Consider the following 19,173-nt stretch of genomic DNA (forward strand, 5'->3'; position numbering starts at 1 on the left):
TCCCTATGCGCACCGTAGTCGTCGACGGCCCCCGCAGCATCCGGGTGGACACCCGGCCCGATCCAACTCTGCCCGGGCCCGACGGGGCGATCGTGGAGGTGAGCGCCGCCGGCATCTGCGGATCCGATCTGCACTTCTACGAGGCCGACTTCCCGATGCCCGACCCGATCGCGCTCGGCCACGAGGCCATCGGAACGGTGGTGGACGCCGGGCCAGACGTCCGCAACGTGAAGGTCGGCGAGAAGGTCCTGGTGTCGTCGGTCACCGGCTGCGGAGCGTGCCCGGGATGCGCCACCCACGATCCGGTGATGTGCCACTCCGGCTTTCAGATCTTCGGTGGCGGTGTGCTCGGCGGTGCGCAAGCAGACCTGCTGGCGGTGCCCGCCGCCGACTTCCAGCTGCTGAAGATACCCGAGGGCATCAGCACCGAACAGGCACTGCTGCTCACCGACAACCTGGCCACCGGCTGGGCCGCGGCGCAGCGCGCCGATATTCCGTTCGGCGGCACGGTGGCGGTCATCGGACTTGGCGCGGTTGGGCTGTGCTCGCTGCGCAGTGCGCTTTTTCAGGGCGCGGCAACGGTTTTCGCCGTCGACCAGGTCGACGGCCGACTGGAGCGCGCCGCCCGGTGGGGCGCGACACCGCTCAAAGTGCCGGCGCTCGAGGCGATCATGGCCGCCACCGGTGGCCGCGGCGCCGACGCGGTGATCGACGCCGTCGCCACGGACGCCTCCCTGACCGACGCGATCAACGCCGTGCGGCCCGGCGGGACCGTCTCGGTCGTCGGGGTGCACGACATGAATCCGTTCCCGCTCAACGCCCTGGGCTGCCTGATCCGCAGCACGACGGTGCGATTCACCACCGCACCGGTGCAACGCACCTGGCCGGAACTGATACCGCTGCTGCAGTCGGGCCGGCTGGACGTCGAGGGCATCTTCACCAGCACGATGCCGTTGGATGATGCGGCCAAGGGCTACGCGACCGCGGAATTGCGATCGGGCGACGACGTGAAGATCCTGCTGAAGCCCTAGGCCGTCACCTGGTCGCCGTGATGTATTGCGAGCGCATGAAACTGTCGATTCTTCACGTCGACGTCCGGCGGGGTCATGCCGTACCCGGCTTGCAGCTCGAGCGTGTTGCGGACGGGCTCGACGTTCCATCCATGGGCGGTGAGCCACTCCGCCGGATCCGACTGGGGCTCGTAGGTCAGCGCCGAAAAGTCCACGTTGCCCGACACATTGACCCCCGGGTGGTTGGTCTCCAGCGCGTTGAGCTGGTCGTGGTCCAGTCGCGAGCCCAGCGCGCCGATGGCGATCCGGCTGCCCGGGGCGCTCAGGCCGCTGATCCGGGTGAACAGCGCGTGTTGCGCCTCGTCGGTCAGGTAGGGCAGGAGCCCCTCCACGGACCAGGCGCTGGGACTCTCCACGTCAAACCCGGCCGCTTCCAGCGGCCGCGACCAATCGGTGCGCAGATCGGCGGCGACCTCGACGCGGTGCGCCCGCGGTGTGGCGCCCTGCTCCCCGAGAACGCGCGCCTTGAATTCGAGGACCTTGGGCAGGTCGACTTCGAAGACCCTTGCGCCGTCCGGCCATTCGAGCCGATATGCCCGCGAATCCAGGCCGGCGGCGACGATCACCGCCTGCCGGATGCCGGCCGCGCCGGCGGCCTCGAAGAAGTCGTCGAAGAAGCGGGTCTGCACGCCGTACAGGCGCGGGAAGGCCGTCTCGTCGTCGGAGCTACCCGGGTTCGCCAGCACGCCCGCCAAATACGGGTCCTGCGAGGCGGCGATGAAGACTTTCGCGTACTCGTCGCGCACCAAGGGCCGCGGGCTCACGGCATGCAGCGCGCGCCATCCCGCCACCAGCAGCGCGGTGTACCCGACGCTGCTGACGATGTCCCAGTTGTCATCGTCGGAACGCAGCGACCCGAATTCGGGTGTCGTGCTCATGCCTGCCCCTCCCGTCGGCCCCGGCTCCGGCCCCGAGAGCCAACGCTTCCACGGTACCCGCGGCACGGCCTCAGAGCTCCAAAATCACCGTCACCGGACCGTCATTCACGAGTTCGACCTGCATGTCTGCGCCGAACACCCCGGTCTGCACCTCGGCGCCGAGTCGCCGCAACGCGTCGGCGAACTCCGCGATCAGCGGCTCGGCGACCGCTGCGGGGGCGGCCGCGTTCCATGACGGGCGCCGCCCCTTGGCGGTGTCGGCGTACAGCGTGAACTGGCTGACGACCAAGATGGGCGCCCGGGCATCGGCCGCGGAGCGCTCGTCGGCGAGAATCCTTAGCTGCCAGAGCTTCTCGGCCAGCCGGCGCGCCGTGTCGGGATCGTCGCTGTGGGTGACGCCGACGAATGCCAGCAGACCCTGGCCATCCGGCCGGATGGCCCCGACCACCGCGCCGCCCACCGAGACCGTTGCCGACGAGACCCGTTGCACCAACACCCGCATGGGCCTCGATGGTGCCAGATCGGTCCTTCGCGGGTTGGGTACGCTCGTGGGGTGTCCGTCCTCGTCGCGTTTTCCGTCACCCCGATGGGGGTGGGCGAGGGCGTCGGCGAGATCGTCGCCGAAGCGGTTCGCGTGGTTCGCGAATCGGGGCTGCCCAACAAGACGGATTCGATGTTCACCGTCATCGAAGGCGAAACCTGGGCGGAAGTGATGGCCGTGGTGCAGCGCGCGGTCGAGGCCGTGGCCGCCCGCGCGCCCAGGGTCAGCACGGTGATCAAGGCGGATTGGCGGGCCGGCACCTCCGACGCGATGACGAAGAAGGTCGCCACCGTCGAGCGTTACCTCTCCGGGAGCTAGCCGCGCACGGCGGCGCGAAAGGCCCGTTCGGCCGGCTCACCGTGCACGGCGAACACCACCCTGCGCAGCGAACTCGGGTGGTGCCGCCGCACCGCGTCGACCATCAGCCGCGCCGCCTCGTCGAGCGGGAAGCCGCCCACGCCGGTGCCGAAGGCCACCAGCGCGAGCGAGGCACAGCCGAGCTCGTCGGCCTTGCGCAGCGTCGAGGCCGTGGCGTCGGCGATGATCTCGGCCGAGGTGGGGCCGCCGAGCTCCATCGTCGCGGCGTGGATGACGTAGCGCGCCGGCATGTCGCCGGCCGTCGTCTCGACCGCTTCGCCGAGACCGATTGGCGCCTTTTCCGTCGATTCCCGCTGCACGGCGGGCCCGCCCGCGCGCGAGATGGCCGCGGCGACGCCGCCGCCGTGGCGCAGCTGCGTGTTGGCCGCGTTCGTGATCGCGTCGAGTTCGAGCTTGGTTACGTCGGCCTGGATCACCTCTAACTCGATCATCAGCTCATTGTCCCGCACCCCATGCGTAGGCTCAGGGCGGTGAGCGCACGCGCAGGAATCGTTGTCACCGGAACCGAGGTCCTCACCGGCCGCGTCCAAGATGCGAACGGGCCCTGGATCGCCGATCGCCTCCTGGAACTGGGCGTCGAGCTGGCACACATCACGATCTGCGGCGACCGGCCGGGCGACATCGAAGCGCAGCTTCGGTTCCTCGCCGACCAGGGCGTGGACCTGATCGTCACCAGCGGCGGCCTGGGGCCGACGGCCGACGATATGACGGTCGAGGTGGTGGCCCGCTTCTGCGGACGCGAGCTGGTGCTGGACGCCGAGGTCGAAGAGAAGATCGCCGACATCCTCAGGAAACTGATGGCGCGTAACCCCGCGTTCCAATCCGCCTTGGACCCGGGCACTTTCGAGTCACTGCGCGCCGCCAACCGCAAGCAGGCCATGGTGCCCGCGGGGGCGCAGGTGCTCGACCCGGTCGGTACCGCGCCCGGCGTCGTCGTGCCCGGCGCGCCGACGGTGATCGTGCTGCCGGGTCCGCCGCGCGAGCTGCAGCCCATGTGGCACACCGCCATCGCGACCCCCGGGGCGCAGGACGCGATCGCCGGCCGAACCGTCTACCGGCAGGAGATGCTGCGCATGTTCGGGCTGCCCGAGTCGGGCCTGGCCGAAACGCTGCGCGACGCCGAACGGGCCGTCCCCGGCTTCGGGCAACTCGAGATCACCACCTGCCTGCGGCGCGGGGAGATCGAGATGGTCACCCGCTACGAGCCGGACGCCGCCGACGCGTACGCCCAACTGGTCAAGCTGCTGCGGGAGAGGCACGGACACCAGCTCTACTCCGAGGACGGCTCGCGCGTCGACGATCTGGTCGCGCAACTCCTGGCCGGCCACCGGATCGCGACCGCGGAGTCCTGCACCGCGGGGCTGCTGGCGGCGCGCCTGACCGACCGGGCCGGCTCGTCGGATTACGTGGCCGGCGGTGTGGTGTCCTACTCGAACGAGGCGAAGACGGAACTCCTCGGCGTCGACCCGGCGCTGATCCAAGCGCACGGCGCGGTGTCCGAACCGGTGGCCGAGGCGATGGCCGCGGGTGCGCTGCAACGCTTCGGCGCCGACACTGCGGTCGCGATCACCGGAATCGCCGGCCCCGGCGGGGGAACCGAGGAAAAACCAGTGGGCACAGTCTGTTTCAGCGTGACGGCGGGCGGCCGCACCGACACCCGCACGTTGCGGCTCCCCGGTAACCGCTCGGATGTCCGGGAGCGCTCGACCACCGTGGCCATGCACCTGCTGCGGCGGCTACTTGACGACGGCGCTTAACCTCACGTCATTTCGGTTGCCAGGAAGGCGCTTTCGGTGGTGCCGAACCGGATTCCGGTGGCGTCCTTGCCGATCAGCGTCAGCACCGCGACTGCGATCAGCACCGGCACGATCGTCGCCGCCAGAGCAAACGGGTAACCGTGTGATTCGGCGAGGCGTTCCTGGATCGGCAAGTTGAACGCCGCCAGCAGGTTTCCTAATTGGTAGGTCACGCCGGGGTAGAGGCCGCGGATGGCGTCCGGGGACATCTCGGTGAGGTGGGCGGGAATCACGCCCCAGGCGCCCTGCACGAACAACTGCATCAAAAACGAGCCGAGGCACAGCATCGCCGCGCCGCGTGAGTAGGCGAACAACGGCACGATCGGCAGCGCCAAGACCGCGCAGAAGACCACGGTGTAGCGGCGGCTGAACCGCTGGGACAGGGTGCCGAAGACGAGCCCACCGATGATGGCGCCGACGTTGTACACCACCACGATCCACTTGACCGTCGTGCTGGACAGAGTCGCACCCTGGTTGGCGTGCGCCCCCAGGAAGGTGGGGTAGACGTCCTGCGTGCCGTGGCTCATCCAGTTGAACGCCGTCATCAGCAACGCCAGGTAGACGAACCGCCGGATGATCGCGCCGTTGCGCAGCACGTCGCGGATTCGGGTGCTGGTGAGCCTCATCTGATCCTGCGCGGCCTCCCACACCTCGGACTCCTCCACCCGATAGCGGATCACCAGGCTGATCAGGGCGGGGACGATGCTCAGGCCGAACAGCCAGCGCCACGACAATCCGAGCCAGTCGATCACCACCAGCGAGGCCACACTCGCCAGCAGGTAGCCGAATGCGTACCCCTCCTGCAGCAGCCCGGAGAAGAACCCTCGCCGCGCAACGGGGACCTTCTCCATGGCGAGCGCGGCGCCGAGCCCCCACTCACCGCCCATGCCGATGCCGTAGAGCAGGCGCAGGATGACCAGCACGGTGAAGTTCGGCGCGAACGCGCACAGGAAGCCCACCACGGAATAGAACATGACGTCGACCATCAGCGGCAGCCGCCTGCCGACGCGGTCGGCCCACAGCCCGAAGAGCAGCGCGCCGACGGGCCGCATGATCAGGGTGGCCGTGGTGACGAACGCGACCTCCGCCTTGCTGTGATGGAACGTCTTGGCGATGTCGGCGTAGACGAGCACCACGATGAAGTAGTCGAAGGCGTCCATCGTCCAGCCCAGCAGCGCCGCGATGAAGGAGTTCCGCTGATCGGCGGTCAACTTCTCTTTAGGACTTTGTGTGGTCACGTCAGCATCGTGCAGTACGCGGCGCGATACCGCGACCTGTTCCACCATGCGGGCTCCGAGAGTAAGTTCCGGATACATGCGGATCATCGACGCCGACGGGCATGTGGCCGAGAATTCCTCGCTGGCAATCGAAGCGATCAAACGATGGCCGCAGCACGTCAAGCTCAGCACGGACGGGCGGCCGGGGCTGACGCTGGAAGGCCGCAATTACCCCGAGGACACCGGCCCTGGCGCGGGTTGCCCACCCGAGCATGGGATCAGCAAGGCCCCCGACATCAATTGCCGCTCACCGGAGGGCGTGCTGGGCGACGCGGACCTCGATCACATCGACACGATGGTGCTGTATCCGAGCATGGGGCTGTGCGCGCCCAGTCTCGAGGATCCCGAATTCGCCGCCGGATTCTCCCGCCTGTACAACGAGTGGATCGCGGACTACTGCGCCTCGTCGGGCGGGCGGCTGCGCGGCGTCGCGGTGACGCCGATCGAACACGGCCGGGTGGCCATCGACGTGATGACCGAGGCCAAAGAGCTTGGGCTGATTGCGACTTTGGTGCCGCCGGCGCTCAAGAGCCGCAACCTCGACCATCCCGACCTCGACCCGTTCTACGCCGCCGCCGTCGAACTCGGCATGCCGTTGGGCGTGCACGGCGCCCCGGGCATCCACCTGCCCAAGATCGGCGTCGACCGTTTCACAAACTACATCCAGGTGCACTGCATCAGTTTTCCGTTCGACCAGATGACGGCGATGACCGCGATGGTGTCCGGCGGTGTCTTTGAGCGCCACCCGCAACTGCGGGTCGCCTTCCTGGAGGCGGGCGCGGGCTGGGTGCCCTTCTTCATGGATCGGCTGCACGAGCACTACGAGAAGCGCGGCGACTGGGTGCAGGGCGGCTGGCGCCGGGATCCGCACGACTATCTGGCCGCGGGCAACATCTGGGTGACGTGCGAGCCGGAGGAACCGATCCTGCCCGGCGTCATCGATGTGCTCGGCGACGATTTCATCATGTTCGCCAGCGACTACCCGCACTGGGACGGCGAGTGGCCGGAGAGCACCAAGCACCTGCGCACGCGCGGCGACATCAGCGAGGGCTCCCGGGAAAAGATCGGTGGCTTGAACGCGCAGCGCTTTTACAACCTGAACTGAGCGGCGGCGACGGCCGTACGCCGGGTCAAACGCGGCTCAGCGGATTCTCAGATTCTGCCGGCGTTGGGGTAATGTGCTCCGCGCAGCTGGTTTGCCAGGGTCACCGTGGGTGTCCCCGGCACCGAGTGGGGGCGCTGGTAGAGGCCCATCGCGAGAGGGAACCCGGTGTGAATCCGGGACTGTCCCGCAGCGGTATGCAGGAACGACCGCCGTCAGAGTTTTTGGCAAGCACTGGTCGCAAGACTGGGAAGCGACGGCCATTAGGGGCACCGTATTTCGGTGCGTGCCTGCGAGTCCGAAGACCTGCCAGTTGCGCCGGGCGCGCCGCGCCCGGCGTGCGCGTCGCCTCGTGGATTGGGCAGATGGCCGTGGGCAGGACAGCTGTGATGCCGATTTATCGGTGCGCTGACCGCGCCTGCGGCTGAACGTCTTTGGAGCGACGAGCATCCCGTCGCACCGAAGGACGATTGATGGCACCGCCGCGTATCACCACGACCATGCCTGCCGCGCCTGGCTTTACCGCCCAGCGCCCCGGGGCTGAACGAACGAGCCGTCAGTCATGACCGCGGTGCTGGATTATGGCCTGTTGCCGCCCGAGATCAACTCCGGGCGTATGTATTCCGGGCCGGGGCCGGCCCCGCTGCTGACCGCCGCAGCCGCCTGGAATGGGCTGGCCGCGGAGCTGAGGTCGATGGCCTCGTCCCAGAACTCGGTGATCGCCGCGCTCGTCGATCAGTGGCATGGTTCGGCCGCGGCGTCGATGGCCGCCTCTGCCGCGCCCTATGCGGAGTGGATGAGCGCCACCGCCGCCCAAGCCGAGCAGACTGCCGCTCAAGCCACCGCCGCGGCGACGGCTTATGAAACGGCGTTCGCGGCGACGGTGCCGCCACCGGTGATCGCCGCCAACCGCACCCTGCTGATGTCGCTGATCGCGACGAACTTCCTGGGCCAGAACACCGCCGCCATCGCGGCCGTTGAGGCCCACTACGGCGAAATGTGGGCGCAGGATGCCGCCGCCATGTACGGCTATGCCGGCGATTCGGCGATCGCCTCGGCGGTGACCCCCTTCGCCCCGCCTCCTCAGACCACCACTGCGACAGGGCAGGCCACGCAGGCCGACGCGGTCACGCAGGCCACCGCCACCTCGGCCGCGTCGAATACGCAGACCGCGCTGTCGCAACTGCAGACCGCGCTGCCGACGACTCTCCAAAGCCTCGCGATGCCCTCGTCGGTGTCGTCGCCCACGTCGGATTTGATCGATTGGCTGGGATTCGGCGGGGCGGACTTCTCCAGTCCGAAGGGAATCCTGAACTTCCTGGCCGGAACGGATGGGTCCCCGATGGGTGCCTTTCTCAACAACAACTTGCTGAACACCATATTTTCGTCAGGGTTCTACATGCCGGGTAACTACCTGGGCACTATGACCGACTTCGCCGGCATGGCGAGCTCCGGTGGCGCCGCGAGCGCCGGAGCGGCGGCCGAGGGTGCCGCCGCGGGAGCGGGCTCAGTCGAAGCTGCGCTCGCGAACGCGGTCAGCCCGCTGGGGCCGACGGGTCTGGGCGGTGCGGTATCGGCGGGCCTGAACCAGGCTTCGTCGGTCGGGGCTCTGTCGGTTCCGTACGGGTGGACCACCGCCGCCCCGGAAATCACCCTCGCCGCGCAGGCGTTGCCCAGTGGCGGGCTCGGCGCGGCACCCGCCGTCGCGGCGGGGGCCGAGGGAAGCCTGCTCAACGAATTGGCCCTGGCGGGATTGGCGGGACGCGGGGTGAGCGGCATGGGCACGGGCGGACGCTCGATGGGGGTCACCGCTGCCCAAAACCGGCCGCTGCCCATCGTCATCGTAAAACCACCCCCGTCGGCCGAATGACCCGACTTCGGCGGCCCGGGCCGTCGACCGGACAGCGGCACGCTCCTCAATCATGCTGCGCAGCAACGTCATCGCTACCCGTCATCGCTACGCCGCCACCGGGGAAAGCACGGGCCGCGGTTGGGCCGCGCGGCTCGCCGGTTCGGTTCCTCCGACGCCGGTGACAATCGCGCGCCGCTTGCCGGCTTACCTCCCGGCCGGGCGGGTGGCAGGATCTCGGGGCATGGGCCCTTTTCTGTTGCGCGCCGCATTGACCGGATTGGCGTTGTGGATCGTCACCCTGTTCGTGCACGGCCTGACCTTCGTGGGTGGCGACACGAAGCTGGAGCGGGTCGGCATCATCTTCGTGGTCGCCGTGATCTTCGGTCTCGTCAACGCCTTCATCAAGCCGATCGTCCAGATCCTGTCGATCCCGCTGTACATCCTGACGCTCGGCCTGTTCCACGTCGTCGTCAACGCGCTGATGCTGTGGATCACCGCGTGGATCACCGAGCACACCACGCATTGGGGACTGCAGATCGACCACTTCTGGTGGACCGCGATTTGGGCCGCGATCGTGCTGTCGATCGTTAGTTGGTTGCTGTCCTTGGTGATTCGGCGCACCGGCGCCGGACGCTAGCCCTCGGTTGCCAGGCTTACGACGTCGCGCGCGCAACCCCAGGACAGGGTGACGCCGTTGCCGCCGTGCCCGTAATTGTGGATGCACCGCGCCCGTCCCAACGGCTCGGCCTCCACCCGCACCGACGGGCGGTCGGGACGCAGCCCGGTGATCACCTCGATCACCTCGGCGTCGTTGAGCCTCGGCTCGACGGCGCGGCAGCGCCGCAGGATGCGTTCGGTCAGATCCGGTTCCGCCGCGGTGTCCCAGCGGTCGGGGATGCTGATGCCGCCGCAGACCACCCGCCGCGGGTGGGGGAAGTAGCAGGTCCATTCCGGACCGTCGTTGATGTGCACAAACGGTTGCCGCAGACCGGGATTGGTGAGCACCACGTGCTGGCCGAACAACGGCCGCACGGTGTCGTCACCGGTCAGCGCGCCCGCGGCCAGGCCGGTGCAGTTGACGACGATCGCGGCGGCGTCGGCGGCCTCCGCCAGGGATTGCACGGGATGTTCCTCGATTTCGCAGCCGGCCGACGCCAGCCTGCGGGTCAGGTAGTCGAGGTAGTGCGGCATGTCGATCATCGGCACGGTCGCGCGAAATCCGGTGCCGAAGCCGCCGGGCATGTCGGTCGGGTCGGCCGGGCGCAGGTCGGGGATCAGCGCCGCCGCCGACGATGACATCGCCTGGCCCGCGCTCAACTCACCGACGGCCAGCACCGGCGCCAGCTGAACCCCGGAATCGGGGTCCTGCGCCAGCTCGGTGAACACCCGCAGCGAGTGCTCGACCCAGCCCACCGTCTCGGCCGCGCGCTCGGCGGGTCGCGGTGGAAGCCAGATAGCACCGGCCACCGCCGACGTCGTTTGCTTCAGTGTCGCGGCCGCCCATACCCGGACCGGCCAGCCCGCCTCGGCAAGACAGATGGCCGACGTCAATCCGCTGACGCCTGCGCCGACGACAACGACCTGCTGCGAATGTGCCACGGCGCCACCGTAGCGAAAAGGCCCCGTCGCGGGTGGCGCCGCGGTCAGCGGCGAGCGCTCGTCAGGCGGGTCAGGAATGCGCGGCCTGCGGGGCCGCCGAGGTTGCCGGTGCGGCCGGTGCGGCGGCCGGAGCCTGCGGGGCCGGTGCAGCCGCCGGTGCTTGCGGGGCCGGTGACGCGGCCGGAGCCTGCGGGGCCGGCGAGGCCGGCTTCGCCTGCTGCTGACCGCCCAGCAGGCTGTTGAGGATGCCGAGCGTGCCCTGGACGCCCGCGGGCGGTGCCGTGGAGGGCGGAACGGCGTCCGGCGTCAGCTGCCAGGGCTGGCAGCCGGAAGTCTTGAACGCCTTGTCGCCCGCATCGATCTGCACCACCTGCGGCTTCTTCGACATGGCGTTGTCGATGAGGGCGCCGTCCGGGTTGCTCATCCGCTTCCAATAGCAGGTGCCGTTGTCGACGGGACCACCGGAGCTGTAGATGCCCGGCACGATGTCCGTGCCGACCGCATAGATGCCGTCCTTGTCGATGGACGTCTTCGGCCCGGCGGGTGCCGGCGAGGCGTCCGGCGACGGCGCGGCCGACGGCGCCGCTGACGCGGCCGGTGCCGGTGATGCCGCCCCGGGTGCCGGCCCTGGTGCCGGTCCGTGTGTCTCGTCCGGATCGGCGCTGGCGACCACGGTGGACGCGGCCCAGCCCGCGACCATCAGGCTCGCAGCAACCAGCCTTGCCGCAGTAGCTACTCCACCCATAGAGACCGAGGGTACCGGGGTCAACAACCTAATTCATATCGTTGTGAAATCGGCGCTGCGGCAAATGCCGCCTAGGCGAGCCGGTGCACCCGCCCCGCGTAACCGAGCGCGTGCTCATAGGTCTCGAGGTTGTCGCGGGAAATCTTCGCGTGCACCGGGCGTTCGAGGAAGAAGCGCAGCACCGGGTTGTAGGCGTGATAGGTCTCGTGGAAGGTCAGCACGGTGGTGCCGTCGGGCTGCTCTTCGAGGCGGTGATAGCCCTCGGCGCGGGACCATAGCGGAGCGCCGACGGCGACATAGCGCGACAGCTTGTTGAGCTCTGCCTCGGTCACCGTTTCCCACGATCGCGCCCTGCCGCCGGTCAGCAGGTATTTGGGCACTGCGAAGACGCAGGTGCGGACCAGGCCCTCACCGGCTTCGTTGCCCTCGTTGAGGATTTCCATGCTGCCGGTGGGCCAGGTAAGCACCCGCGGACGCGGGGCGTTCGGCGGCGCCGGCGGATGCAGGACCCGCCAGACTTTCCGCGGCGGGGCGTCGATGTGGAATCGCACGGTGTAGGACTGCATCAGCTCTCCCCATCGGCTGGCATCCAGCTGTTCCAGAACGTGATGGACTCGGCGGGGGGCCGCTTGGCCGGCCGGAAGTCAGTGCCGATCGTGTAGGCGACGGGGAACAGCGCGGCCTGCGTGACGGTGGGCGGGATGCCGAGCAGCTCGGCCACCTCCTGCTCCTTGAACAGATGCATCGTCGTCCACACCGACCCCAGCCCGCGCGAACGCAGTGCCAGCAGAAAGCTCCAGCCGGCCGGGATGATCGAGGCCCAGGCCGCAGCGGCGATGCCCAATGGGGCGCCGTCGACGCGCTGTTCGATGCACGGGATGACGTGGACCGGTACGTCCGCCAGCGTCCCGGTCAGACTCATCGCGCTCTGATACACCCGCTGCGTTTGCGGATCTGTCGCGCTGTTGGCCGCATACTCCAGGTATTGCGCGCCGATGCTGCGGTAGATCTCGGCGATCGCGGCTCGCTTGTCCGCATCGGTGATCACCAGCCACCGCCAGTCCTGCGTGTTGCTGGCCGTGGGCGCCTGCATCGCCAGCTGGATGCACTCCAGGATCACCTCGCGACTTACCGGGCGGGTCAGGTCGAGGCGTTTGCGAACCGACCGCGTGGTGCTCAGCAATTCGTCAACGGTGGCGATGTCCATTGGTTCCTTCCGAGTCGTCAGAGGTCGATGGCGCAGGACTGCTCGACGCCCAACACGCTCAGCGAGCGTCCCAGGCCGAGAAACACCGCGACGCACAGCGTGAGATCCAGGATCTCCTCGTCGGAGAAGGACGCCCGAAGGCGTTGAAAGAAGGCGTCATCCAGCGAGGCGTGGTCGGTGGCGAAGCGCTCGGCGTACTCGATGCAAAGGCGTTGTCGCGGGGTGTATCCCGGGTAGCGGGCGTACGCGGCGACGTTGTCGTACAGCTCGGGGGCCAGGCCGGCATCCAGCACCGACCGGGCCCGAAAATCCGAGCAGGCCACGCAGTCGTTGATCTGGGCGATGCGCATCCTGGCCAGCTCCCGCTCGTCGGCCGGAAGGATGCTCTGCTGATAGGCGCCGCGGATCATGCGTTCGACCATGCCGCCGAGTTCGGGCCGCAGCGTCCAGATCATGGCGGCGTCGCCGCCGGGACCATCCGGCACGTCGAGACGGGCCATCTGCGAACTCCTGCCCGCGAAAGTGAACTACCAGCTGAGCAAACCAGACCCGCCGCTGGGCTGTCTAGGGCGCGCCGTCCCGGTTGAGGATGCGCTTGGCTTCGCGGGCCATGTCGGTGACGATCTCAGCGGCGGGGCGAACGTCACGGATGCACCCCACCCCTTCGCCGGTGAGTATGGCGGCGGTGTCGAAATCCTCTGCAGCGACTGCCTTTTCGTAGGCGCTGATCGCTTCGGGCAGTTGCGCCGACAGCTCGGCCTCGTTGCCGTGCCAGGTGTCCAGGAAGGCGTTGCTCAGCGCCCGGGCGTCGTAACCGGCGGGCCAACCGAGGCGGCGCACAAGGTCATAGACCCGGGTGCGCACGGTGTCGTCCCCGCCGGCCGAAACGGCGCGCCGCTGGGCTCGTGGTGAGACCAGCGCCTCCGGGGTCGCCCAGAACCGGGTTCCGACGACAGCGCCATCGGCCCCCAGCGCCAGCGCGGCCGCCAGGCCGCGACCATCGCTCACGCCGCCCGCGGCCGCCACCAACGTCTCGGGCGAGCGATCCGCCACAAAATCGACGACCTCGGGCACCAGGGTGAAGGTCGACCGCACGCTCATGCCATGACCGCCGGCCTCTCCGCCCTGAGCCACAATGACTTCCGCCCCCGCGTCCAAGGCCTGACCCGCCTGATCGAGGGTCTGCACCTGCGCGAGGAGCGGAACGCCGGCGGCGTGAATGCGGTCGGCGAAAGGCCGTAGCTCACCGAACGACAGCATCACGGCCGCCGGACGACGGTCCAGGGCGATGTCGAGCACCCCCGGGTTTCGGGCCAGGCTCCAAGTGATGAAGCCGTATCCCACCCGGGCGTCGGCGGCCCGCTCGATCTGCGCCCGCAGCCATTCGGCGTCGGGGTAGCCCCCACCGATGAGGCCCAGGCCGCCCGCCCGCGTCACGGCGGCCGCCAGCTCGCCTCCGGAGACCAGCGCCATCGGCGCGAGCACGATGGGATGCTCGATCCCGAACAGCTCGGTGAGTCGCGTCGTCAAACCCGGGGCGGCGCTCACTTGAGCTCACCGGTGAGGAACTGCGCCCTGCCGAGGCCGAAAGACCAGTCCTCGTCGCCATTTTCGGTGACCGCGACGATGAGGTCGGCAGGATCGAGTCCGCAGCGGTCCGAGAGACGCGACGCCAGCAGCTCATAGAACTTCTGCTTGAGCTCGCGCGGGCGTCGCCGGCTCACCACGTGCAGGACGACCTGGCGAGACGAACGGTCGATGCCCAGACCGGTGTCCAGCGTGACGATCTCGTGGGCCGGATGGGTGCGCACCACCTGGTAGCGATCCCGCTCCGGGACGCCGAACGCCTCGACCACCGCGTCGTGAATCGTGTCCAGCAGTGCACGAACCTCCGGCGCCGAACGGCCCTCGACGAGGTCGACATACAACAACGGCATTTTTCCTCCTGCGATTAGCGGATTACGCATCCGTTGCAACCGACGGTAGGCCCGCGGGAATCCCGCGTGAAATGCCTTCTGTAGGGCATCTATGCTCGTCAGGCATGGATGTAGTGCAGGCAGGCCGGGTCGAGTTGCGCCACCTGCGGGCATTCGAGGCGGTGGCGCGCCTCGCGTCGTTCACGCAGGCCGCCCAGGAACTCAGCATCACCCAGCCCGCGCTGAGCAGGACCATCCAGCAGCTCGAGGACGCGCTGGAAGCGACGCTGCTGGACCGGAGTTCGCGACACGTGACGACCACCTCGGCCGGGCGGATTTTTTTCGACCACGTCGAGCGGGTCCTCGCCGAGCTGGGACGCGGCGTGGACGCCGTCCGGCAGCAGGCGAGCATCCGCCTCGGGTTCAGTTGGCTGCTGCCCGACCCGTGGGCGCAGGACACCGTCGCGCGCTTCGAGCGGGCCGCCCGGACCACGGTCAACCTGATCCGCACCGACGACGCGCTCGGCGCGGTCCAGCAGGGCAGAGTCGACATCGCGCTGGTGCGTGGGCATGTCACGTCGACCGCCATCCGGATCGTGCACCTCTTCGACGAGCCACGCGTGGCCGTGTGTTCGGTCCACTCGCCCCTCGCAGAGCGGGCGACGTTGGACTGGACCGAGGTGCCACGGTGGCCGCTGGTGGTGAACACCACCAGTGGCACCACCGGGCCCTGGTCGTGGCCCGCGGGCGGGGGTCCCGAAATCGTGGTCGAGACAACGAATTTCGATGAGTGGATCGAATCCGTCGCGGCCGGCCGGGGCATCGGGGTCATCCCCGACGTCGCCGTCAGACGCAACATCCACCCGGGCGTGCGGTTCGTCGGGCTGCGGGGCGCCCCCGACATCCCCGTCGCGCTGGCGTTTTTGAAGCGGTCCAACGGGCCCGTGCTGCGCCGCTTCATCGAGGCGGCGGTGGACGCCGCGACCGAGCCGTGACGGATCGCCCCCGCGGGCACCGCCGTCAGGCGAGCGGCGCCAGGCCCGAACGCACCAGATCCAGACTCGATGCCACGTCTGCCCCAAGGTCGCCGGAACAACCCCTGCGACCCCAATTCTCCACTGCCGCAACGAGAGCCGCGGCAATCGCGGAGCCCGCGACCTCGGCGGCCAGGTCGATGTTCGGCAGTTCGGGATTCCGCTGTCTGACGAAGTCGGTGAGGACCCGGGCGAACGAGGACTGCACGACCCGCAGGTGACCGGCGATCCGCTCGGCGCTGATCAGCTCGGCACGAGCGGCCGCGGCCTGGCGCACCACTTCGAGGTCGTGCGGAAAAGCGGCGACGCTGGCCAACACCGCGTCGAACAGCGATTCCGAGTCCGGGCGCTGGGCAAGCGCCTCGGCCAGCCACTCCAACTGGGTCTCGTAGTCCTGGAAGAGCACGGCTTCCTTGGTCGGGAAGTGCCGGAAGAAGGTGCGTTCGGTGACACCGGCCTCGCGGGCCAGCTCGGTGACGGTGACGTTGGTAAACCCCTTGTGGGCGAAGCTCTTCAACGCCGCTTGGCGAAGTGCGTCGTGCGTCGATCGTCGTCGTTGCTCGTGACGGTTGCCCGGGGAGGTCATCTCAGCGGCGATCGTATCCCAGGCGAGCGGGACACAACTGACATCTTCCAATTATGTCAGTACTGACATATTGTTGGCCGCGACGATCCGACGGAGGCGAAGGGCCGACATCATGACCGACACCGAGTACGACGCCATCGTGGTGGGCGCCGGACACAACGGGCTGACCGCCGCGGCGATCCTGCAACGGGCCGGCCTGCGAACCCTGTGCCTGGAGGCCAACACCTACGCGGGCGGCATGGCCGCGACCGTCGAATTGATCGACGGCTTCCGGTACGAGATCGCCGGTTCGGTGCAGTTCCCCTTGGCGAGCCAGCTCACCAAGGACCTCGGCCTCGACACGCTGCCCGCGGTGGAACCCGACGTGATGTCCGTCAACATCGGCGAACACGGGGAGGAGCCGATGATCTTCTACCGCGATCCGATGCGCCTGATGACACATCTGAGCGACAGGCACGGCCTCGAGGCGGTCACCGGCATGGCCGAACTGATCGGCTGGAGTCAGGGCCCGGCGAAGGCGCTGGGCCGCTTCGACGTGCGCCAGGCGCCCAAGACTTTCGACGAGATGTATGCCTGCGCGGCCGACGACTCCGAACGCCGGGCGATTCACGAGATGCTGTTCGGCTCGGCGATGGACGTGATCGACCGCTACCTGCCCGACAAGGACAAGCACGCCGTCATGCGCGGGATGCTGGCATTCCTGGCCGTCAACTCGACCTACCGTGGCCCGTACACACCGGGCAGCGCGACCTGTCTGGCCTTCGCCCTGGCAGTGCCCCAGGACGACACGGCCGGCACCGCGATGATGACCAAGCTGAAGGGCGGCATCGGCGCGCTCACCGAACACCTGCGCGAGCTCTTCATCGGCCACGGCGGCGAGATCCGGTTCCGCACCAAGGCCGAGGAAATCCTCGTCGACCGCGGCAAAGTGACCGGTGTGCGGCTGCGCGACGGATCGACGATATCGGCGCCGATCGTGATGTCCAACCTGTCGCCGGACGTCACCCTCACCGAACTGATTGCACCCGAGCATGTTCCGGCATCGCTGGCCGCACGAGTCTGCGCCCGCGACCACCGAGCCTCGTTCGTGCAGATCCACTTCGCCCTGGACGGGTTGCCCGAATTCGCCCCGCCGTATGAGTTCCTGAACACCGACGGCATGCAACAGTCGGTCGGGATCTTCGGGTCACCCGAATCCCAGCAGCTGCACTGGGAGAACTGCCGGCGGGGCGTCGTTCCGGACAACCCGTCGATGGGAATGCAGATCCCGTCGGTGCACGACCCCGCCATGGCGCCGCCCGGCAAGCACGCGGCGAGCGCGTTCGCCTACGCGTTCCCGGTCGAAACCAGCCGCGATCAGCACGGGCACCTCAAAAATGAGATGGCGCAACGGGTTATCGACAAGATCACCCGCCTGGCGCCGAACTTCAAGGACATCGTGATCCGCCACATCACGTTCGCGCCCTACCACATGAACACCATGTTCGGCGCGCCGTCGGGCGACTTCTGCCACGGGCTGCTGCACCCAGACCTGATGGGTCCCAACCGCCCCGGGCCGAAGGGCTTCCTCGACATGCCCATCGGAATCGACGGCCTCTACCTCGCGGGCGCCGGATGCCATGGGGGACCGGGCATCACCTTCACCCCCGGTTACAACGCCGCCTATCAGGCGCTCGACGACATGGCCTGAATCAGGGTTTGCATGCGGCCTCGAGCGCAAGCACGGGGCCACCGGATTGCAGCGACAACAGATACAGGTAGGTCGCGAGCGAATGTTCGCATGCCACCGTGTATTTCACCAGGGCCTTGGGCGGAAGCGGAACCAGCCGGATCGGGTTCAGCTCAACCGGATTGAGCACGTGCTCGTAGTCGATGGGCGGGGGCAGGGCGGGGACGATGTCCAGGCGGTTCGCCACGCGGTAGGAGTCCTTGACGACCTGGTCGAACGTGCCCGCAAACAGCGCATCACCGGTGCGTGGACTGCCGTAGGTGTAGACGGCCGGATTGGTGAACGCCGTGTTCGCGGCCACGTCGAGAGCGAGCAGTGTCGCGAGCGCCCCGCCCAGGCTGTGCCCGCAAACCGTCACCGAGCCGACGGGTTGCGCAAACGGGAGCGTCCCGAGCGCGCCGACCACCGCCGGCGAACCCGGCGCGGCTCCGGTGCGCAGGGACTCGTACATCTGGGTGAAGCCGTCCTCCGTGTGGCCGGCGCCGGCCAGGAACGGGCATGGCACCTGGAGAAAGTCGGCGTCGTGAATCCATTCCAGCCATCCCTCGGTGCCACGGATTGCGATCGCGACGTCGCCGGTCTTGACCTCCTGGCAGATCAGCCCCATGGACACTTCGTCGACGCCGCGGGCCGGGTTCATGTCCGTCGCCAGATCGTTCGCGTAGATCGTGGTCACCACGGTGTAGTCGACACCGCCGGCGCTCAGGGCTTGACCCGCCTTATTCGTCAGATCGCCGGGCAACGTCCCGTAGGTCGCATTGACGAGCTGAGCGAATTGTATTGCCCGCGTTGCGTCGAACGTCGGTGGTGTTGGCATGGCGCTCCCGCTCGGATTCAGCCGCCGAACATTCCGGTGAGTTGCGCCTGCGCGGTCGCGGCGCCGGCGATCGCCTGGGCCGCCGGAACGCCGGCCAGGCCGCCGGGCAGTTGGTAGTCGTTGGGCAGCTGGTAAAGGGTGAACCGGTAATGATGCGTGCCGGTTCCGGCCGGCGGGCAGGGGCCCTGGTACGCGGATTGGCCCGCCGTGTTCGGCAGGGTGGTCGCCCCGGCCGGGGTCTGACCGTCGGCGGTGCTGCCCGAGCCGGGGGCGATCCCGACGACGACCCAGTGGATGTACAGGCCGTTGACGGCGTCGGGATCGTCCACGACGAGGGCCGCCCCCAGCGGCGCCGACCAGGTCAGCGGGGGCGCGATGCCGGCGCCTTTGCAGGTGTACTGCACCGGAATCGCCGCGCCGTCGGCGAAAGCCGGGCTGCTGATCGTCAGCGGTCCGTCCGCGGGCGCGTTCGGCGCCGTGCGGCCGAGGGTGGTGATCTTCGGCGCGGGCGGTGTGGTCTGGTGGCTGTTACCGTGGCCGCCGCAGCCGGCCAAGCCCGGCGCGATCGCCAGCGCACCGATGATCGCCGCGATTCGGTGCAGCGTGCCCGCGGGCGTGGATTCCATGCATAACAGTCTGACTCGCG

Annotated in this window: 21 protein-coding genes, 1 pseudogene and 1 riboswitch; of the genes and pseudogenes, 8 read left to right on the plus strand and 14 right to left on the minus strand. The window is 68.6% G+C overall.

Features of this window, described 5'->3' with window-relative positions:
- Positions 1 to 5: 5 nt before the first annotated feature.
- Positions 6 to 1,031 carry an alcohol dehydrogenase catalytic domain-containing protein gene (locus B9D87_RS06165; protein ID WP_007771251.1) on the plus strand — a complete coding sequence of 342 codons (1,026 nt, stop codon included), beginning with the start codon at positions 6 to 8 and terminating at the stop codon, positions 1,029 to 1,031.
- A gap of 4 nt (positions 1,032 to 1,035) precedes the next feature.
- On the opposite strand, the pseudogene B9D87_RS06170 reads toward B9D87_RS06165, so the two are convergent.
- Positions 1,036 to 1,948: pseudogene (locus tag B9D87_RS06170) on the minus strand (class I SAM-dependent methyltransferase).
- A gap of 70 nt (positions 1,949 to 2,018) precedes the next feature.
- On the minus strand, positions 2,019 to 2,450 hold the full coding sequence (gene dtd, locus B9D87_RS06175; protein WP_007771248.1) for a D-aminoacyl-tRNA deacylase: 432 nt from the start codon (positions 2,448 to 2,450) through the stop codon (positions 2,019 to 2,021).
- Between the two features lie 51 nt (positions 2,451 to 2,501).
- On the opposite strand from dtd, the gene B9D87_RS06180 reads away from it, so the two are divergent.
- On the plus strand, positions 2,502 to 2,807 hold the full coding sequence (locus B9D87_RS06180; protein ID WP_007771247.1) for an MTH1187 family thiamine-binding protein: 306 nt from the start codon (positions 2,502 to 2,504) through the stop codon (positions 2,805 to 2,807).
- Here the strand turns inward: B9D87_RS06180 and B9D87_RS06185 are convergent.
- Positions 2,804 to 3,298 (minus strand): macro domain-containing protein, encoded by a 495-nt coding sequence (locus B9D87_RS06185; RefSeq protein WP_007771246.1) that lies wholly within the window; start codon positions 3,296 to 3,298, stop codon positions 2,804 to 2,806. The genes B9D87_RS06180 and B9D87_RS06185 overlap by 4 nt on opposite strands.
- A gap of 39 nt (positions 3,299 to 3,337) precedes the next feature.
- Here B9D87_RS06185 and B9D87_RS06190 point away from each other — a divergent pair, with 39 nt between their 5' ends.
- Positions 3,338 to 4,624, plus strand: a complete 1,287-nt coding sequence (locus B9D87_RS06190; RefSeq protein WP_007771245.1) for a competence/damage-inducible protein A — start codon at positions 3,338 to 3,340, stop codon at positions 4,622 to 4,624.
- Positions 4,625 to 4,626: 2 nt separating this feature from the next.
- Here B9D87_RS06190 and B9D87_RS06195 read toward each other — a convergent pair whose 3' ends face one another.
- Positions 4,627 to 5,823 (minus strand): MFS transporter, encoded by a 1,197-nt coding sequence (locus B9D87_RS06195; protein WP_234010103.1) that lies wholly within the window; start codon positions 5,821 to 5,823, stop codon positions 4,627 to 4,629.
- Between the two features lie 154 nt (positions 5,824 to 5,977).
- Here B9D87_RS06195 and B9D87_RS06200 point away from each other — a divergent pair, with 154 nt between their 5' ends.
- From B9D87_RS06200 to B9D87_RS06210, 3 genes are all read left to right on the plus strand, one after another.
- Complete coding sequence (locus tag B9D87_RS06200) at positions 5,978 to 7,045, plus strand: amidohydrolase family protein (RefSeq protein ID WP_007771243.1); 1,068 nt, start codon at positions 5,978 to 5,980, stop codon at positions 7,043 to 7,045.
- Between the two features lie 118 nt (positions 7,046 to 7,163).
- Positions 7,164 to 7,370: riboswitch (cobalamin riboswitch) on the plus strand.
- A 234-nt stretch (positions 7,371 to 7,604) separates the two neighbouring features.
- Positions 7,605 to 8,912, plus strand: coding sequence for a PPE family protein (locus B9D87_RS06205; protein WP_007771242.1), 1,308 nt, complete (start codon positions 7,605 to 7,607; stop codon positions 8,910 to 8,912).
- A 223-nt stretch (positions 8,913 to 9,135) separates the two neighbouring features.
- The gene (locus tag B9D87_RS06210; RefSeq protein WP_007771241.1) at positions 9,136 to 9,531 is read left to right on the plus strand and encodes a phage holin family protein; all 396 of its coding nucleotides are present in this window, start codon (positions 9,136 to 9,138) and stop codon (positions 9,529 to 9,531) included.
- Here B9D87_RS06210 and B9D87_RS06215 read toward each other — a convergent pair.
- The 7 genes from B9D87_RS06215 to B9D87_RS06245 form a co-directional block, all read right to left on the minus strand.
- On the minus strand, positions 9,528 to 10,493 hold the full coding sequence (locus B9D87_RS06215; protein WP_007771240.1) for an FAD-dependent oxidoreductase: 966 nt from the start codon (positions 10,491 to 10,493) through the stop codon (positions 9,528 to 9,530). The genes B9D87_RS06210 and B9D87_RS06215 overlap by 4 nt on opposite strands.
- Positions 10,494 to 10,563: 70 nt before the next feature.
- Entirely contained in the window at positions 10,564 to 11,238 is a 675-nt protein-coding gene (locus B9D87_RS06220) for an Rv1352/Rv1906c domain-containing protein (RefSeq protein WP_040629850.1), read from the minus strand.
- Positions 11,239 to 11,309: 71 nt separating this feature from the next.
- Positions 11,310 to 11,804 carry an SRPBCC family protein gene (locus tag B9D87_RS06225; RefSeq protein ID WP_007771238.1) on the minus strand — a complete coding sequence of 165 codons (495 nt, stop codon included), beginning with the start codon at positions 11,802 to 11,804 and terminating at the stop codon, positions 11,310 to 11,312.
- Positions 11,804 to 12,445 carry a nitroreductase family protein gene (locus B9D87_RS06230; protein WP_007771237.1) on the minus strand — a complete coding sequence of 214 codons (642 nt, stop codon included), beginning with the start codon at positions 12,443 to 12,445 and terminating at the stop codon, positions 11,804 to 11,806. Before B9D87_RS06230 ends, B9D87_RS06225 begins: the two co-directional genes overlap by 1 nt.
- Positions 12,446 to 12,462: 17 nt before the next feature.
- Positions 12,463 to 12,945, minus strand: coding sequence for a carboxymuconolactone decarboxylase family protein (locus tag B9D87_RS06235; protein ID WP_007771236.1), 483 nt, complete (start codon positions 12,943 to 12,945; stop codon positions 12,463 to 12,465).
- A gap of 64 nt (positions 12,946 to 13,009) precedes the next feature.
- Positions 13,010 to 13,918, minus strand: coding sequence for an NAD(P)H-dependent flavin oxidoreductase (locus B9D87_RS06240; RefSeq protein ID WP_238553438.1), 909 nt, complete (start codon positions 13,916 to 13,918; stop codon positions 13,010 to 13,012).
- A 71-nt stretch (positions 13,919 to 13,989) separates the two neighbouring features.
- Positions 13,990 to 14,382 (minus strand): tautomerase family protein, encoded by a 393-nt coding sequence (locus B9D87_RS06245; RefSeq protein ID WP_007771232.1) that lies wholly within the window; start codon positions 14,380 to 14,382, stop codon positions 13,990 to 13,992.
- Positions 14,383 to 14,486: 104 nt separating this feature from the next.
- Here B9D87_RS06245 and B9D87_RS06250 point away from each other — a divergent pair, with 104 nt between their 5' ends.
- Positions 14,487 to 15,356: a LysR family transcriptional regulator gene (locus tag B9D87_RS06250; protein ID WP_040629847.1), complete on the plus strand. Its 870-nt coding sequence runs from the start codon at positions 14,487 to 14,489 to the stop codon at positions 15,354 to 15,356.
- Positions 15,357 to 15,381: 25 nt separating this feature from the next.
- On the opposite strand, the gene B9D87_RS06255 is transcribed toward B9D87_RS06250, so the two are convergent.
- Positions 15,382 to 15,981 carry a TetR/AcrR family transcriptional regulator gene (locus B9D87_RS06255; RefSeq protein ID WP_007771228.1) on the minus strand — a complete coding sequence of 200 codons (600 nt, stop codon included), beginning with the start codon at positions 15,979 to 15,981 and terminating at the stop codon, positions 15,382 to 15,384.
- A gap of 112 nt (positions 15,982 to 16,093) precedes the next feature.
- Between B9D87_RS06255 and B9D87_RS06260 the strand changes: the two genes are divergently transcribed.
- The gene (locus tag B9D87_RS06260; protein ID WP_007771225.1) at positions 16,094 to 17,671 is read left to right on the plus strand and encodes a phytoene desaturase family protein; all 1,578 of its coding nucleotides are present in this window, start codon (positions 16,094 to 16,096) and stop codon (positions 17,669 to 17,671) included.
- Position 17,672: 1 nt separating this feature from the next.
- Here B9D87_RS06260 and B9D87_RS06265 read toward each other — a convergent pair whose 3' ends face one another.
- Together B9D87_RS06265 and B9D87_RS06270 are read right to left on the minus strand one after the other, a co-directional pair.
- The gene (locus tag B9D87_RS06265; RefSeq protein WP_007771224.1) at positions 17,673 to 18,527 is read right to left on the minus strand and encodes a lipase family protein; all 855 of its coding nucleotides are present in this window, start codon (positions 18,525 to 18,527) and stop codon (positions 17,673 to 17,675) included.
- 17 nt (positions 18,528 to 18,544) lie between these two features.
- The gene (locus B9D87_RS06270) at positions 18,545 to 19,153 is read right to left on the minus strand and encodes a YbhB/YbcL family Raf kinase inhibitor-like protein (RefSeq protein ID WP_007771223.1); all 609 of its coding nucleotides are present in this window, start codon (positions 19,151 to 19,153) and stop codon (positions 18,545 to 18,547) included.
- Positions 19,154 to 19,173 lie beyond the last annotated feature (20 nt).

The sequence above is a fragment of the Mycobacterium colombiense CECT 3035 genome, assembly GCF_002105755.1.
GTDB lineage: Bacteria > Actinomycetota > Actinomycetes > Mycobacteriales > Mycobacteriaceae > Mycobacterium > Mycobacterium colombiense.